Annotated in this window: 15 protein-coding genes and 2 riboswitches; of the genes, 3 read left to right on the forward strand and 12 right to left on the reverse strand. The window is 66.3% G+C overall.

Annotated features, from left to right (window positions below):
* Positions 1–182: 182 nt before the first annotated feature.
* The 9 genes from fdhD to AC1DIM_RS16075 all read right to left on the reverse strand — a co-directional run bounded on the left by fdhD (position 183) and on the right by AC1DIM_RS16075 (position 8,313).
* Positions 183–1,082: a formate dehydrogenase accessory sulfurtransferase FdhD gene (gene fdhD / locus AC1DIM_RS16035; RefSeq protein WP_477711495.1), complete on the reverse strand. Its 900-nt coding sequence runs from the start codon at positions 1,080–1,082 to the stop codon at positions 183–185.
* 107 nt (positions 1,083–1,189) lie between these two features.
* Positions 1,190–2,599, reverse strand: coding sequence for a molybdopterin molybdotransferase MoeA (locus AC1DIM_RS16040; RefSeq protein WP_477711496.1), 1,410 nt, complete (start codon positions 2,597–2,599; stop codon positions 1,190–1,192).
* 10 nt (positions 2,600–2,609) lie between these two features.
* Positions 2,610–2,948, reverse strand: a complete 339-nt coding sequence (locus AC1DIM_RS16045; RefSeq protein ID WP_477711497.1) for a DUF6457 domain-containing protein — start codon at positions 2,946–2,948, stop codon at positions 2,610–2,612.
* Positions 2,945–3,622: a molybdenum cofactor guanylyltransferase gene (gene mobA / locus AC1DIM_RS16050; protein WP_477711498.1), complete on the reverse strand. Its 678-nt coding sequence runs from the start codon at positions 3,620–3,622 to the stop codon at positions 2,945–2,947. Before mobA ends, AC1DIM_RS16045 begins: the two co-directional genes overlap by 4 nt.
* Positions 3,623–3,666: 44 nt before the next feature.
* Entirely contained in the window at positions 3,667–4,167 is a 501-nt protein-coding gene (locus AC1DIM_RS16055; protein WP_477711499.1) for an HNH endonuclease, read from the reverse strand.
* Between the two features lie 237 nt (positions 4,168–4,404).
* The gene (locus AC1DIM_RS16060) at positions 4,405–5,157 is read right to left on the reverse strand and encodes an NlpC/P60 family protein (protein WP_477711500.1); all 753 of its coding nucleotides are present in this window, start codon (positions 5,155–5,157) and stop codon (positions 4,405–4,407) included.
* A gap of 170 nt (positions 5,158–5,327) precedes the next feature.
* Positions 5,328–6,017: a C40 family peptidase gene (locus AC1DIM_RS16065; RefSeq protein WP_477711501.1), complete on the reverse strand. Its 690-nt coding sequence runs from the start codon at positions 6,015–6,017 to the stop codon at positions 5,328–5,330.
* Between the two features lie 70 nt (positions 6,018–6,087).
* A riboswitch (cyclic di-AMP (ydaO/yuaA leader) is annotated at positions 6,088–6,249 on the reverse strand.
* Positions 6,250–6,398: 149 nt separating this feature from the next.
* Entirely contained in the window at positions 6,399–7,223 is an 825-nt protein-coding gene (locus AC1DIM_RS16070; RefSeq protein WP_477711502.1) for a M23 family metallopeptidase, read from the reverse strand.
* Between the two features lie 3 nt (positions 7,224–7,226).
* Positions 7,227–7,445: riboswitch (cyclic di-AMP (ydaO/yuaA leader) on the reverse strand.
* Between the two features lie 175 nt (positions 7,446–7,620).
* Entirely contained in the window at positions 7,621–8,313 is a 693-nt protein-coding gene (locus AC1DIM_RS16075; RefSeq protein WP_477711503.1) for an iron-dependent transcriptional repressor DtxR, read from the reverse strand.
* A gap of 277 nt (positions 8,314–8,590) precedes the next feature.
* Here AC1DIM_RS16075 and serC point away from each other — a divergent pair, with 277 nt between their 5' ends.
* Complete coding sequence (gene serC, locus AC1DIM_RS16080) at positions 8,591–9,721, forward strand: phosphoserine transaminase (RefSeq protein WP_477711504.1); 1,131 nt, start codon at positions 8,591–8,593, stop codon at positions 9,719–9,721.
* Positions 9,722–9,760: 39 nt separating this feature from the next.
* Here the strand turns inward: serC and AC1DIM_RS16085 are convergent, their stop codons facing one another.
* Genes AC1DIM_RS16085 through AC1DIM_RS16095 form a run of 3 tightly spaced genes read right to left on the reverse strand, consistent with a single transcriptional unit; the run spans position 9,761 to position 12,061 of the window.
* On the reverse strand, positions 9,761–11,080 hold the full coding sequence (locus tag AC1DIM_RS16085; RefSeq protein ID WP_477711552.1) for an MFS transporter: 1,320 nt from the start codon (positions 11,078–11,080) through the stop codon (positions 9,761–9,763).
* Positions 11,081–11,125: 45 nt separating this feature from the next.
* Positions 11,126–11,668 carry a DUF3027 domain-containing protein gene (locus AC1DIM_RS16090; protein WP_477711505.1) on the reverse strand — a complete coding sequence of 181 codons (543 nt, stop codon included), beginning with the start codon at positions 11,666–11,668 and terminating at the stop codon, positions 11,126–11,128.
* A 9-nt stretch (positions 11,669–11,677) separates the two neighbouring features.
* Complete coding sequence (locus AC1DIM_RS16095; RefSeq protein ID WP_190991490.1) at positions 11,678–12,061, reverse strand: cold-shock protein; 384 nt, start codon at positions 12,059–12,061, stop codon at positions 11,678–11,680.
* Between the two features lie 279 nt (positions 12,062–12,340).
* Between AC1DIM_RS16095 and AC1DIM_RS16100 the strand changes: the two genes are divergently transcribed.
* On the forward strand, positions 12,341–12,574 hold the full coding sequence (locus AC1DIM_RS16100) for a hypothetical protein (protein ID WP_477711506.1): 234 nt from the start codon (positions 12,341–12,343) through the stop codon (positions 12,572–12,574).
* A 10-nt stretch (positions 12,575–12,584) separates the two neighbouring features.
* On the forward strand, positions 12,585–15,083 hold the full coding sequence (locus AC1DIM_RS16105) for a helicase-associated domain-containing protein (RefSeq protein ID WP_477711507.1): 2,499 nt from the start codon (positions 12,585–12,587) through the stop codon (positions 15,081–15,083).
* Positions 15,084–15,088 lie beyond the last annotated feature (5 nt).

The following is a 15,088-nucleotide window of genomic DNA, read 5'->3' on the forward strand; positions in this document are numbered from 1 at the left end:
GGAACGCCTGAACCACCCGGAGCTTTTTCAATGAGGCAACGAAGCGGCCCGCCGGAGGCCTCCAACGAGGCAACGAAGACACCCATCCGGGGATATTCAAATGAGGCAACGAAGTATCTCTGCCGGAGGTATTGCTTTGAGGCAACAGGGTACCAATTCCCGCCCGGGAGCGTTGGCGGGGCTTAGCCCGCGGCCCCGGCTGTAGCCTCCTCTGCCACCTCCAGGGTGGGCAGGGTGACCCTTTCCTGGCCTGCGTAGATGTTCAGGCTCGTGCCGCGGCTGAACCCCGCCAGGGTCATGCCACTGGCTTCCGCCAGCTCTACGGCGAGGCTCGAGGGCGCACTTACCGCCGCCAGGACCGGAATCCCGGCCAGGGCTGCTTTCTGGACAAGTTCAAAGGATGCCCGTCCCGATACCTGCAGGACCAACCCGGTCAGCGGCAGCATCTGCTCCCGCAGCGCCCAGCCCACGACCTTGTCCACGGCGTTGTGGCGGCCCACGTCCTCGCGCAGGCACAACAATTCCACGCCGCCGTCGTCCTTTATCCGGAAAAGGCCCGCGGCGTGGACGCCGCCGGTGGTGTCAAAAACGGCCTGGGCTTCCCGGAGCCGGTCAGGCAGGCTGGCCAGGACCTCCGCCGGTATGGTCACAGGATCGGCGGCCGGGCTGTAGCGGGAAGATTTCCGTACGGCTTCTATTGAGTCCGTGCCGCAGATGCCGCAGGAGCTCGAGGTGTAGACGTTCCGCCCCTTGGCCGGAAGTTCCACGTCGGGCCGCAGCTGGGCCTCCACCACGTTGAAGGTCTGAACACCGTCTTCATCCTCGCCGGCACAAAACCGGAGCGAAACCAGCTGCTCGGGAGCCCAAATGATTCCTTCGGACACCAGGAATCCGGCCACCAGGTCAAAGTCGTCGCCGGGAGTCCGCATCGTCACCGAGAATGAAAGCTGGCCGAGCCGGATCTCCAACGGCTCTTCTACAGCGAGGACATCCTCACGGTGCCGGATGGGGAACTCCAGGGCATCGGGCGAGCCGTCCAGGACGTATTTGTGCACCTTGCGGCGCTGGGTAACGCGTCCCATCAGCGGGCTTCCATGCAGTTCATAGGTCAATCATCGCACCACGGATGAGCCCGTGCAGTACGCACTGGGCCTGTGCAGGACGGCCCGGGCCCCTGCAGGAGGCCCCGTTAGCCGAGCAGGGCACTCCAGTCCACCGGCCCGGCAGGCTTCGCGGCATCCTTGCCCGCGGCTTTGGTGGCGCTCTTGGCCGCCGGCCGGGTTTTGGGCTTGGCAGCCGCCGTTTCGGGTACCGGCAGCGGCGGCCCCCACGGCAAAGCGAACGCAGGTACGGGCTCGCCGAGCTGCACTCCGTGGGGCGGGACAACCAGCACGCCGTCCGCCGACGCCAGCCCGCGCATCATCCCCGGGCCGGTGTGCTTGGCCGGCGAGGCCATGCCGTAGAGGAGCCGGAAAGGCATCAGGCGTGTCCGTCCCGGCTCGGGTTCGAGGGTGGTGCCGCAGGGAATGTGCTGGATGGGCGGCATGGCGCCGTGGCCCAAGGCCGCGAGCAGGGGTTCACCCACCGTGGACAGTGCCATCATGGCGGCCAGCGGGTTTCCCGGCAGTCCCAGCACAAAGCGCCCATCGGGGAGTTCGGCCAGGACAGCGGGGTGGCCGGGGCGCATGGCGATGCCGTCGATGATCAGCCGCCCGCCCAGTTCCGCCACGGCGCGGCGCAGGTGATCCGTGTCAGAGACTCCCGTCCCGCCGGTAGTGATGACGACGTCGGCGGGCAGCGCGGCGGGGTCCGGAACCTCCGGTGCGAGGTCCTCCAGCCCTGCCAGCCACTCGGGATAGGAGTCGCCGATCCTTTCCTGGCCGCCGTAAAGGCCGCCGAGCATGTCCACCACGGATGCAAGCTGGGGGCCGAACGTATCGCGGACCTGCCCCGGCACAGGCAAACCCTGTGCCACCACTTCGGATCCGGTGAGCAGGAGCTTCACCACAGGCTTCCCACGAACCAGCAGGTCATCATGCCCGGCCAGGGCGGCGACGGCCAGGTGTGCCGGATTCAGGGTCACACCGGCTTTCACCAGGATGTCCCCTTCGGCCGCCTCCTCGCCAGCTTTCCTGATGTGTTGGCCGTTGCCGGGCTCGCCCGGGCGGGCGGTGCCGCCCGTGAGCACAAGCGGCAGGCCGTCGTCGTCGGTGCCGAGCACTGCGCTCTCGCTGCGCAGCACCGCCTTGGCGCCTTGCGGGATCAATCCGCCGGTGACAATGGGACTGGCCTGATGCGGGGCCAGCCGGTGGCCGGTCTCCGCCACGATCCATGGGCCGCTGCCGTTGACCGCCCACCCGTCCATGGCAGACGATGCGTAGTGCGGCATGTCGTGCAGCGCCGTGATGTCTTCAACCAGGACCCGCCCCAAGGCCTGGCTGAGCGCGACGCGTCCCGGCGGAATCGGGGTGGCGCTGTCAAAGGCAGCTTGGCGCGCCTCTTCCCAAGTGTGGGCCAGGTGGGTTGAGTGGGACTTCGGCGGCGGCGGGGCATGCTGCGGGTCGGGGCTCCCGGCTTCATCGCCGGGGGCGGCGGTCATTCGACGGTGATCATTCGACGGGGGCCCCTGTGGCCTTGGAAGGGGTGGCTTCAGGCCCGCTGGCTACAGTCTCGCCTGCTTCAGAGTCGTAGTCCGCGGCCAGGGTCCGGGCGCGGTCCATGGCCGCTGCCATGGCTGCGGCGTCGGGCGCCTGCCCCGATCCGGCCGCCAGACCCGCTGCGAGACCGGCAATATAAGTCGTCAGCGGAGCGGCTGGCCGCACTACTGAGTGGGCCGCAACTCCGGCCAGCGAGAGGATGGCGTTGACGTCAATCTGCACGTCCTCCAAGTCATACGCCTGCAGCAGGGACCGGCACCACTCTTCCAGCGTCTCGTCCTGGCTCTTCATGCTGTGCCTCCCAAATCTTCTGCGGCCGCAGTGCTCCGGAATCCACCGAGTGGATCAGGGCCGGCCACCCCAAGGGTGGCGGCATCGTCCCAGGTATCCACGTCTGCCGTGGAGCCAGCCGGAACGGCGACAGGTTTTAGGTCAAGACTAGCAAGGAGTGCCCGGACCGACCCGTTGGTTAAGTCACCGTGGGCGGCAAGTTCCGCCGCGGAGCGTTGTAGCGCGGCCGTGCTATAAAAGCCCACCAGCGGCTGCCGGCGACCATCCTCAGAGACAGCCACCACGCCGTCCTGTTCCGCCGTCGGGCCCGCGGCGCGCAGCCCCTCCCGGAGGGCCGCCACTGCCTGCCTGACGTTGGGCATGTCGCAGGCAAGAACCAGGGTCAACGCCGGCCGGCTGCCTTCCGCCTTATCCAGTGCTGCGAGCCCGGCGGCGATGGCCGCAGCCGGACCGCCGAAGGGGGGCTCCTCACGGCAACTGAGGGTCCCGGCGGGAGTTTCCCCGGCGTCAGGACCCACGACGACGACGGCCCGGGCACCTCCGGCGGCGGCGACCGAACGGCGCAACAGGGTTTCGCCGTCGTACGTCAGCCCTTGCTTGGGTACGCCGCCCAGACGCGCCGAACGTCCGCCGGCGAGAATGAGGGCATCAAAATCGAAAGGGTCTGCATCCACGTCCCCAGCCTAACTGCGCTGGGACCTCACTGCGCTCGAAGGGATCAGGCCGCCCGCTCAGGCAGGAGGAAAGGATCCCAGGCAGGCGTCGGCTTCTCGAGTTCCTTGATCTGCCACATGGTGCCGTGCGGCGGTTCAGGCACAAACCTCAACTTCCAGCCCATCTCAGCAGGCGTATGATCGCCCTTGCTGTTGTTGCATCGAAGGCACGCAGCTACAAGGTTTTCCCACGAGTCTGCGCCGCCACGCGATTTGGGCTGCACATGGTCGATGGTGTGGGCACCCTTGCCACAGTAAGCACACCGGTGACCGTCCCGCCGCAGGACACCGCGGCGGCTGACTGCGGTGCTCTGGTTGTATCTCGGGCGGATGTAGCGGTTCAGGAGGATCACGGACGGGCGGCCCAGGATCTCCTGCGGCCCCACCACGGGGTCATCGCCCTCGGCAATCACGCTGGCCTTGCCCGTGAGCACAAGCACCAGCGCCCGGCGGAAGGTGACTACCGCCAGCGGTTCATATCCAGCATTCAGAACGAGAGTGCGCATGCACTTACCTCTTTGTGGCCGCACCCGTCAGGGGCACGAGGGCCGGCTGCCCCCGGCATATCCGGGCTATGGATCGACACCACAAGAGTAAACAAAAAATACCCGGAAAAACTAATCGCCCGGTCCGACCGTTCCGACGTGTCGAGGCCGCCACCTGCCCGCCCGGTTCCGGCAGGGCAAGAGACAGCAAAGGACCCCCGCCATCAGGCGGAGGTCCTTTGAAAGCTCAAACAGTTGCTAGGACACGCGGATGAAAACCGGTCCTGAGCCAACGTTGGCACTGAACACAACGGTCTGGTTGCCGTTGTAGCCGCCGTGCACGGCCTGTCCGTTGCCTGCGTAGACAGCAATGTGGGCCATGCCTGAGCCGCCGTTTGCGTAGTAGATCAGATCGCCGGGCTGTGCTTCTGCTGCACTCACGGTGCGGCCCAGGGAGAGGTAGCCGGCGGGCCAGTCGTGGAAGTGGATTCCTACAGCGGCCAGCGAGTTGGTCACCAGCATGGTGCAGTCCTGGTTGACACCCAACTGGGCGTACGCAGCGGACAGGATGGCCTGGCCCTTACCGCTGGCAGCGACCGGTGCGGCCGGTGCTGCGGGAGCGGAAGAGGCCACCTTGATGGCTGCCGCGGGCGTGGCCGCGGGAGCGGCGGCGGCCGGCGCCTCAACAACGGCCGCGGGCTCTTCAACGGGAGCCGGCGTGGTGGTGACTGCCGGCTTCTCGTAGGAGATGGCAATGGTGGATTCAGCCGAAATGACGGCCGGTGCCGCGACGCCAACCTCAACGGTGGGGGCCGCTTCGTGCTGAACACCGGTGTCGGCGGCGTTAGCCGCGATACCACTGGTCAGGACCAGGCCGGAAGCAGCGGCGATAACCGCGGCCTGACGGCCCATGCCGCCGGCGTTGTCGCCGACTGCCTTGGCAATGACAGCCAGCGAGTTGGTCTTGGTGACCTCGGCGCGGTGCCGTGCAACAGCTGCACGAGTAGTCATTAATGTTTCTCTCTTTCGTGTTCCTCAGCACCGCGGTAGCAGGCATAAGGGCTTTGGACGCGCCGGCATCTTGGGGGTACGCCGGCACGCCCCGAACGGGGATTCAGTATGGGTTTCCGCGAGGAAGAGTCCCTGCAGCGCAAGACTGCAGGGACAAAGGCGCAGGGAAGTTACTTCGCCAGGGTGAAGAAGGAGGAGGTGCCCGTTGCAGCAGCAGCGTGCAGCATGGTGCCCTGCGAGGGGTTCAGTGCGCTGATCATCATGCCGTTGCCGACGTAGATGCCCACGTGGGCGCCGCCGTTTTGCATAACCAGGTCACCGGGAGCGGGCGTGGAGGTGGGCCGCATAACGGTCCAGGCGTTCGTGCGGGGAATGCTGATGCCGGCCTGGGCGTAGACCCACTGCGTGAAGCCCGAGCAGTCCCAGCCGTTGGGAGTGGTGCCACCCCACAGGTAGGGGTGGCCGATGCCGGTGTAGGCAATGGCTGCCAGGCCCGACGCAGCTGCGGAGGAAACGGTATCCGCAAGCTTGGCCGATGCGTCCTTGGTCGCGTCGGCAGCCGGTGCACCAGCAGCCCGGGCTGCTGTTTCCGTAGCGGTGGACTGCGCACGCACCCGTTCGATCACGGGCGCGGCCGTGGTCTTGACCACCGGGCGCTCGAAGGAGACGGTGGCGGTGGGTGCGGCGGTCACGGCAAGCGCAGCCTGTGCGGATCCGGACTCGGTGGACGCGGACACACCAGCGGTGGTGTCAGCGGCGTTGGCCGGAAGCCCCATGGTCAGGATGAGACCTGACGCGGCTGCAATGACTGCAGCCTGGCGACCTACGGTCCCGGCATTTGCACTGACTGCCTTGGACACGGAGCCCAAAGGATTGGTGCGAACCGTTTGCGCACGGTGGCGCGCAGAATTATGGCGTGAAGACACGAAGGTAGCCTCTCCCAATGCCTGCGAGGTGAGCTGTCGGATTCGGATGGGAGTTCACCCGGCCGCGCCGCTTCCTGGGAAGCTTTGCGACTTAACCCCAAGGCCTTCAGAATCGAAGACCAAAATTGGTTCCCCCGCCCCTGCCAGACGATGTCATGCGAACGGACCTTGAGCGGTGGCAGAGCTAGGCAATCCACTCAAGAACGTCAACTTCGGAAAAGTTGACGCGCTTTAGACGTTACAGGAGATCAGAGCCAATGTCACATTCAGGTCACGGCATGTCACCGAGATTTGAGAGCTGACCATCATTTGAGCTCAGAGCCATCCGGTGGGATCAACGACGTCGCCGTTGACCTGAACCTCGAAGTGGAGGTGGCAACCGGTGGAGGCGCCCGTGGTGCCGCTGAGGGCCACAACCTGGCCGCGGGTCACGGTCTGGCCGACCTTGACGGCGAACGAGGACAAGTGGTTGTACGTGGTTTCCAGTCCGTTGCCATGGTCCACCACGACGCGGTTACCGCCGCCATACTGGTGCCAGCCAACAAATGTCACAGTTCCGCTGGCAGCAGCCATCACCTGGGTCCCGCACTGCGCCACGTAGTCCTGGCCGCGGTGGAAGTCACCGGTACCACCGGTGATAGGGCTGACGCGGAACCCGAAAGGCGACGCGGTGATCATCTGGGCCAACGGCGGGCCAAGGGTTCCGGCGGAGGCCGCACGCGTGATGGACCCGACTGACTGGGCGCTCAACAGCTGCTTGAGCTTGCCGTCCGGGTCGCCTTGGGTAACAACGGAAGAGCGGCTGAAGTCAATCTGCGCGCCAGCTTCGGCGGAAATCTCAGGCTGCGGAGCGGCCGACACTGCCGAAACGGACTGGCCGGGCTGCTGGTCCGCCATGACCGGGCCCGTTACCGGAACGGTCACGGTCAGGAGCAGGCCCGTTGCGGCAAGGGCGATGCCGGCTTTCTGCCCTACGCCGCTGGCGGCGGCGAAATCGGTCACCTGCCGGAATGCACCCCGGCGGCGGCGCGCTTCGCGCTGCGGATCGCGGGGCCTCTCCGCGGTGGAATCCCCGACCGTGCGAGGCGCCGAAGCAGGGCCCGCCGCGCGGCGGCGGCCCCTTGAGTATTGCGTGGTCAAGAATGTTCCTCTCTGGATAGCCTGCGAAGTTAGCTGTCGGATTCGGATCAGAGAGTTCAAAGACCCGGCCCGCCGCTGCAAGCACTTCGCGCAGAAATATCCCGTGAGGATCCCTCGCTGGAAGAGGCTTGCTGCTGACGGACTTCACCCCAAGGCAGCCTTGCGACTGCCGGTTGTGGTTCCCCCGCCTCTGCCAGTTGGTGACTCGTGCACCTGATTCGCTGGCAGAGCTCGGCTCCGGATCAGGTAACGCTTTTGTATCGACGCTTGGTTTCAAACTATAGGCGATCAAAACGGACAGTAACAATTCCGTTATATTTGCGGAATGGCAGAAGTTGCGCTAGCCCAAAGAGGATCGGCCGCGCCACAGGACCGCTTCATGTGACTGCGGCGGGTTTCAGCTAACCGAAACGAAAACGTGGGCCGCGACTTCCGGTGGCAGTTCGAGCGCGCCCTCGATCCCCGGAACCCGTACGGAAATGTACTCCCCTACGCGCTCCAGCGAGACCGCCGCGCCGGGCCTGATTCCGCCTTCATCCAGCTGTACCAACAACTCAGGTTCCACCTGGATGGGCTCAGCCAGCCTGCTGATCGTGACACTCGACGTCGGCCCGTATCCGCGCATGGCCTCAACGAGATTAATCACACCAGTTTCAGGGAGGGCGGCAGCTCCGCCCAGCGCGGCCAGCCCGGGGATGGGATTGCCGTAGGGCGACTTGGTGGGGTGGTCAAGGAGTTGGTAGATGCGCCGTTCCACCCGCTCGCTCATCACGTGCTCCCAGCGGCACGCTTCATCATGAACGTAGGCCCAGTCCAAGCCAATAACGTCAGCCAGGAGGCGCTCCGCGAGCCGGTGCTTGCGCATCACCTCGGTGGCGCGCTTGCGGCCGGTCTCGGTGAGTTCCAAATGACGGTCCCCGGACACCACAACCAAACCGTCGCGTTCCATCCGCCCGACGGTTTGGGAAACGGTGGGTCCGGAGTGGCGCAGCCGCTCGGCGATGCGTGCGCGAAGAGCAACGATGTTCTCTTCCTCAAGCTCCAAAATGGTTCGAAGATACATCTCCGTGGTATCGATCAGATCCGTCATCCAGCTCAGCTCCTCGAGCACAGTACCTTGCGTTGACCCACCGTATCGCGTTCAAGCCGCAGAGAGGTCCAGTAAAAAGCTTAACCTATTTTGAATTTGTCCGGATAATCGCCCTAGGCTGCGAATCGTCTCACTGACCAGACTATGACGGCGCCGGTTGCCGCCCGATCCAAGGTTTCAGGCAGAATAAAAGCGGCCCTCGTTGCAGTCGCCGCTGACTGCCGGCCACCCCACCGTCCCGGACGTCAACCACGTCCATGCCGAATTTGGAGCCCTTGTGAGCGAAACCAGCATCACTATTCCTGCCGATCTCCTGCCCAAGGACGGACGCTTCGGCGCGGGACCTTCCAAGGTCAGGCCGGAGCAGCTTGAGGCCCTCTCAGCAGCGTCCCGGACAATCCTCGGTACTTCCCACCGCCAGGCGCCCGTCAAGAACCTGGTGGGTTCCGTTCGCGAGGGCCTCAGCCAGTTCTTCCGCGCCCCGGAGGGCTACGAGGTTATCCTGGGCGTCGGCGGCTCCACGGCATTCTGGGACATCGCAGCCTTCGGCCTGGTGGAAAAGAAGGCCCAGCACCTGTCGTTCGGCGAGTTTGGCTCCAAGTTCGCCTCGGCCACCAACAAGGCGCCCTTCCTGGAGGCCTCCTCCATCATCAAGTCCGAGCCCGGCACCCGCCCGGATGCCCGGGCGGAGGCCGGCGTTGACGTCTACGCGTGGCCGCAGAACGAGACGTCCACGGGCGTTGCAGCTCCGGTCAAACGCGTCGAGGGCACCGACGCCGGCTCGCTGGTCGTGGTGGATGCGACGTCCGCCGCCGGTGGGCTGGACGTGGACGTTGCCGAGTCGGATGTGTACTACTTCGCCCCGCAGAAGAACTTTGCGTCAGACGGCGGCCTGTGGCTGGGCCTGTTCTCCCCCGCCGCACTGGAACGCGCAGCGCGGATCAAGGCGAGCGGCCGCTGGATCCCGGACTTCCTGGACCTCCAGACGGCCATCGATAACTCCAGGCTGAACCAGACGTACAACACGCCCTCTCTCTCGACACTGGTGACGCTGGATTCCCAGGTGCAGTGGTTGAACTCGAACGGCGGGCTCGACTTCGCCAGCAAGCGCACTGCCGATTCTGCAGGCCGGATCTACGCCTGGGCCGAGGCATCCGAATACGCCACCCCGTTCGTGACCAAGTCCGAGGACCGTTCCAACGTCATCGCCACCATCGACTTCGACGACTCGATCGACGCCTCAGCCATCGCCAAGGTGCTGCGCGCCAACGGTGTGGTGGACACCGAGCCGTACCGCAAGCTGGGCCGGAACCAGCTCCGGATCGCGACCTTCGTCGCCATCGAGCCGGACGACGTCTCCGCCCTGCTGGCAAGCATCGACTACGTCGTCGGCGAGCTGCGCAAGTAACTTCCGCGCGGCACCCGTGCTTGCGGTGAGCCGCAGGCGTCAGCGTTCGACGGCGTCGTCCGGATTCTGGTCCCGGGCGGCGCCGTTTGCTGTGTCCCCCAGCCTGGAGACGACGCCGAAGTGGCGCAGGCCGCGGGCACGCCGGTTGAACGTCAGCCGGAGCTGCTGGGCACGGATGATCCACACCATGCCAATCAGGGCAGCGATGATCCCGGAGGCGGCCGCCACGGCAAGCGACCAGCGTCCCCCTGCCACGTTGGCCACCCAACCCACCAGCGGCGCCCCGATCGGCGTGCCGCCCATGAAGATGGCCATATACAGTGCCATCACCCTGCCTCGCATGACCGGATCGGTGGTGGTCTGGACGTAACCGTTCGCGCTGGTCATCATCGTGATCGCAAACAGCCCCACCGGCACCAGCGCAACCCCGAACCAGAAGTAGTCCGGGGCAAGCGCGGCCAGTCCGGAGGTCACACCAAAGGCCGCGGCAGCACCGAAGATCATCCGCAACCGGGGTTTGCCGCGGCCGGCGGACAGGAGCGCACCCGTCACGGACCCGATCGCCATGATCGAATTCATCAGCCCGAAGGCGCCTGCGTCCAGCCCGAATTCCGTACCCACCATCGCAGCGATGAACAGCACGAAGTTGAGCCCGAGGGTTCCCACGATGAAGACTGCCACCAGGACCACCACGATGTCCGGCCGGAACCGCACATAACGCAGCCCCTCCCGGATGCGCCCCTTGCCGGGCGCCGCGCGGGGAAGCTGCCGCAGGGACGCCGTCGGAATCTTCCACAGGCTCAGGAGCATGGCCAGGAACGTGACGGTATTGATCAGGAACACCCAGCCGGGTCCGACGGCCACGGTCAGCATGCCTGCCACTGCGGGCCCGATCATGCGGGCCACATTAAAAGAAGCACTGTTCAGTGCCACGGCGTTGGGGAGGTAGTCGTCGCGGACCAGCTCAGAAACGAAGGTCTGGCGCACCGGCGCATCCAGTGCTGACACCACGCCCAGCAGCAGGGCAAAGCCATAGACATGCCATAACTGCCCGACGCCCAGAACCACCAGGACGCCCAGTCCGGTACTCAGCAGCGCCATCACCGACTGCGTCATGATCAGCAGTTGTTTGCGGCTGTAACGGTCCGCCACGAGTCCGGCGACGGGGGCCAGGAAAAGCTGGGGACCCAGCTGGAGGGCCATGGTGATGCCCATGGCACCGGCGTCATGATCGGTCAGGTGGTCGAACACCAGCCAGTCCTGAGCCGTCCGCTGCATCCAGGTTCCGATGTTGGAGACCAGCGCTCCAATGAACCAGATCCGGTAATTGAGGATGTGCAGGGATTTGAAGGTGGACATCATGGCCGGCCTCCGTGCTGTTCAACCCTGCGCGCCACCAAGTGCCTAGTCAGCCTCGCCAGCGGGTTCGGATTCGTCTGCTTGGTCCGCGTCCGGCTCGTCGTTGCCGGCGGGTTCTTCCTCCGCTGCCTGTGCGTCCTCGGGGCGGACCCGCTCGGCCCACGGCACCCACTCCGGGGACAGGATGGAGTCCGCCGACGGGAGGAGGCCCAGCTCGCTGACGGTAACCACCTTGGAGCGGGAGTTCCGGGTCATCACCGCATACCATTGCCAGCCCTGGTAGCCGGGCAGCTTGGATTCGAAAAGGTGGGTGACCAGGCGGTCGCCCTCGCTCTTGGCCGCGATGTGTGCCCCGATGTCCGACGGCGCCGTGATGCCTTCGACAGCGGCCCGCGCCACATCGACGGCAGCCGCGAGGAAAGCATCCGGTTTGCCGATCCGCCACACGGGCACGCCGACGCGACGCTTGGCCTCAGGTTTGACGCCTGGCTGATCCGCTGCGGTCGCCTGCGCGCCGGACGGTGCCTGCTCGCTCAAGGGCGCCTGCTCCACTGCCGTGGTGTCCGGCTGTTCAGCTTCCGGGTTCATCGCCAAGGCCTAAACGTCCAGCTCGTCGGCAACCTTACGCAGGGCCGCCGCGATGGCTTTGCCCTTGTTGCCTTCCGGGTACTTGCCCGCCGACAGGGTGCCGGAGAGGTTGTCCAACACACTCACCAGGTCCTGCACCAGCGGTGCCAGGTCCCGCGCGTTGGGCCGCTTGGCCTTGGCGATGGACGGCGTCTTGTCCAGGACGCGCAGGCCCAGCGCCTGGGCGCCCTTGCGGCCGTCGGCGACGCCGAATTCAACGCGGGTGCCGGCTTTCAGCTCCGTGACGCCTTCGGGCAGCGATGATTTGGGCAGGAAGACTTCCTGGCCGTCTTCGCCCGCCAGAAATCCGAAACCCTTTTCCTTGTCATACCACTTGACCTTGCCGGTAGGCACGTAATCAACCTTCTTCGTTCTGCGTCTTGAGACACGGCCGGCAGTCACCGCATCCGCACCGATATGCGGGTTCAGGGTATGACAGCGACGGACCGTGTTGGTCTGTTCCTTCAAGGTTATCCTGCCGGGGGCGGATTACCGCTTTCATTGGCCCTCCGTCACGCCCTTCGTCACGCCTGCCGTCTGCCTGTCCTCACGCCCGTCCCCGTGGCTCCTGCCCCACCGGACAGACCGGCGGCCACCCCGCCGGCCGCGGCCCGCCCTGTTAGCGTTACGTCCATGACACCCTCGCGTTACCGGCGCCCACTGATGATCTCTGCCGCAGTAGTTGCCGTCCTTTCCCTCGTGGCAGTTGGGGCGGTCATGGCTCTGGCCTTCGCGGGCGTGGCCGCCCCGGCCTGGGTAACGTCCACCGCTTTATACGGACTGCCGGTTGCCTTCCTCCTGATGCTCTTCCTCGTCCTGGACAGCGTGGCAGGCAAGCGCCGGGCGGGAAAGCCCGGTGGGCTGTAACGTTGGACTGATGTCCCTTATCCGCGCGCTCAGCAAAGAATTGGAGGCACGCAGCGATGACTCGCTGCGGGCCCTCTTTGCGGCGCGGCCGGACCTGATGTCCCCCCCGGTACCGGATTTTCCCGCACTGGCGGCAAGGGCCAGCGCCCGGGTCAGCGTCCAGCGCGCCCTTGAACGGCTGAACAGGCCCCAAATGCAGGTGCTGGAGACGCTCCATCTGTGCACCAACACGGACACTGAACACAGTGCCTCGGCCGCGGGCGTGCGCAAACTCATTGCCGGGTCCACCGTGGCGGCCGTGGAACGCATCCTGGCGTCGCTCCAGGACCTGGCACTGGTTCACAGAGCGGCGCCGCCACACGGAACACCGGTGTCGGGGCACCGGCAGCGCTATTACCTGCCTGTGGGTTGCCTCAAGGACGTTGTGGGGATCTATCCCGCCGGGCTGGGGCGCAGCTACACCGAGCTGGTACGGCTGCAGCCGGCGTTCGCCCAGCGGGTGGTCCAGCTCGTTGCCGAGCTCCACCGCAGCGGTGTCGCCATCCAGGAAGCCACCACGCCCATGGAGGCCGCGCTCGCGCTGCAGCACTGGACGTCCTCGCCGGAGGCACTCGCCCAGGCCTTGGCGGGAGCCCCGGAGCGGACGACGGCGTTGCTCGCCAAATTCCGTAACTGGGCCATGGGTGCCGTCCCCCAGGCGCAACGGAAAGCGTCCGTGGCGCATCAGGGCGCGGACGTCGGGCCCGTTGACTGGCTGCTGGCGCGGGGACTCCTGGTCCCCCTGGACGCTGCCCATGTGGAACTGCCGCACAGTGTGGGGCTGTCCTTGCGCGGCGGTGCCATTATCAACGATTTCACCCTGGCGCCGCCGGTTCCGGAGCTGGGCAGCACCACTGCTGCACTGCGCCGGAACGCAGCGCTGGGCGCCATCGCCGAGACGCTTCGCCTGGTGGGCGAGCTCCTCCACGCGGTCCGGGCCCAGCCGTTGGCCACGCTGCGCAGCGGCGGAGTGGGGGTCCGCGAAATGAAGCGTTTGGCCGAAACCTTGCGCGTCGACCAGCATCAGGCCGGCCTGATGCTGGAGCTCAGCGCACTTTCCGGTTTGCTGCGCCTGGATGTTGACTCCTCCACCTGGGTGCAGCCGCCGCAGCTGGAGTGGCTGGATCTCACCCGGCAGGAGCAATGGCTGTGGCTGGTCAATGCCTGGCTCGCGAGCGAGCGGGTGCCTTCGCTCGTGGGGCAGCCCGTCAGCGGGCCTGCCGGCGCCTCCGCAGCACACAGGAGCCTGGCCGGAACCACTGTCAACGCCCTCTCCGCCGAGGCGCAGCGGCCCGACGCCCCGATTGTCAGGAAACGGATCCTGGAGATACTGAATGAGCTCACGCGTGAGGCGGGTGCAGGAGACGGCACCGCCCCGGTCCTGGACGGGGCCGCCGTCCTGCAGCGAGCCGAATGGACGCAGCCCCGGATGGCCCGCCGTTTCAGCTCGCTGATCAAGGGTGTGCTGGCCGAAGCGGAACTGCTGGGACTGATCGGCTCCGGCGCCCTGAGCCAGCTGGGCAGCGCCATAGCGGGCGACAACCCGGATGAAGCCTTGAGTATCCTCGGCGAACACCTGCCAGCCGCGCTCAACCACGTCCTGCTCCAGGCAGACCTCACGGCCGTTGCCCCGGGCTACCTGGCCCCGGAGCTGAGCGAAAAGCTCCTCTTGATGGCCGATGCCGAGGGCCAGGGGCCCGCCACCATCTACCGCTTCTCCACTAACTCCATCAGGCGGGCCTTGGACGCCGGGCATGACGCGTCCAGCCTGCTGGGCTTCCTTCGTGAACATTCAGCCACCGCCGTGCCCCAGCCGCTCGAGTACCTCGTGGAAGACACCGCGTCCCGGCACGGACGCCTCCGGGTGGGAACAGCCGCCAGCTTTATCCAAAGCGATGACGAGGCCGCGGTCCTGGAGCTCGCCTCCGAATCGAGGGCGGCCGCCCTGGGGCTGGCCCGCATCGCACCCACTGTCCTGATCTCGGCAGCCCCGCCCCGGGAAACTGCCCAGGTCCTGCGCGGACTGGGGTTTTCCCCCTCGGTGGAATCCGAGCCCGCACTGGTCCGGCTCCGGCGCACCATCAGCGCCCCCGGCAGCGCCCGGCCCGTCTACACTGCGCCGCGGACGGCGCCTCCGGACGAGGACGTGGCCGCCCAACTGGCGGTCCTGCGGAACGGCCGGGCAGAGGCGCGGCCAGAGGGCAACGGAAGCCATCCAGGCCCCGCCGCCGGCTCCGGCGAGACAGCCACCCAGCTAGGCCTCGAGACCCTGCAGCGGGCCATCCGGCTCAAGCAGCTGGTGAGCATGAACGTGGTGGACAGTCACGGGAATTCCAACCTCGAAACGGTTGTTCCCCTATCCGTAGGCGGCGGCCGCGTCAGGGTGTTCGATCCGGCAAAGGAAACCGAGCGGGTGCTCTCCATCCACCGCATCATCGATGTCGAAGCCGCAGAGGAACTGCGCCAGTAAGGACT

This window comes from Pseudarthrobacter sp. 01T43 (assembly GCF_056398665.1).

Coding starts and splice junctions, on each gene's coding strand:
- fdhD (WP_477711495.1), bottom strand. CDS start 1,082: ATGGGACGCGTTACCCAGCGCCGCAAGGTGCACAAATACGTCCTGGAC.
- AC1DIM_RS16040 (WP_477711496.1), bottom strand. CDS start 2,599: ATGACCGCCGCCCCCGGCGATGAAGCCGGGAGCCCCGACCCGCAGCAT.
- AC1DIM_RS16045 (WP_477711497.1), bottom strand. CDS start 2,948: ATGAAGAGCCAGGACGAGACGCTGGAAGAGTGGTGCCGGTCCCTGCTG.
- AC1DIM_RS16055 (WP_477711499.1), bottom strand. CDS start 4,167: ATGCGCACTCTCGTTCTGAATGCTGGATATGAACCGCTGGCGGTAGTC.
- AC1DIM_RS16060 (WP_477711500.1), bottom strand. CDS start 5,157: ATGACTACTCGTGCAGCTGTTGCACGGCACCGCGCCGAGGTCACCAAG.
- AC1DIM_RS16075 (WP_477711503.1), bottom strand. CDS start 8,313: ATGACGGATCTGATCGATACCACGGAGATGTATCTTCGAACCATTTTG.
- AC1DIM_RS16085 (WP_477711552.1), bottom strand. CDS start 11,080: ATGTCCACCTTCAAATCCCTGCACATCCTCAATTACCGGATCTGGTTC.
- AC1DIM_RS16090 (WP_477711505.1), bottom strand. CDS start 11,668: ATGAACCCGGAAGCTGAACAGCCGGACACCACGGCAGTGGAGCAGGCG.
- AC1DIM_RS16100 (WP_477711506.1), top strand. CDS start 12,341: ATGACACCCTCGCGTTACCGGCGCCCACTGATGATCTCTGCCGCAGTA.
- AC1DIM_RS16105 (WP_477711507.1), top strand. CDS start 12,585: ATGTCCCTTATCCGCGCGCTCAGCAAAGAATTGGAGGCACGCAGCGAT.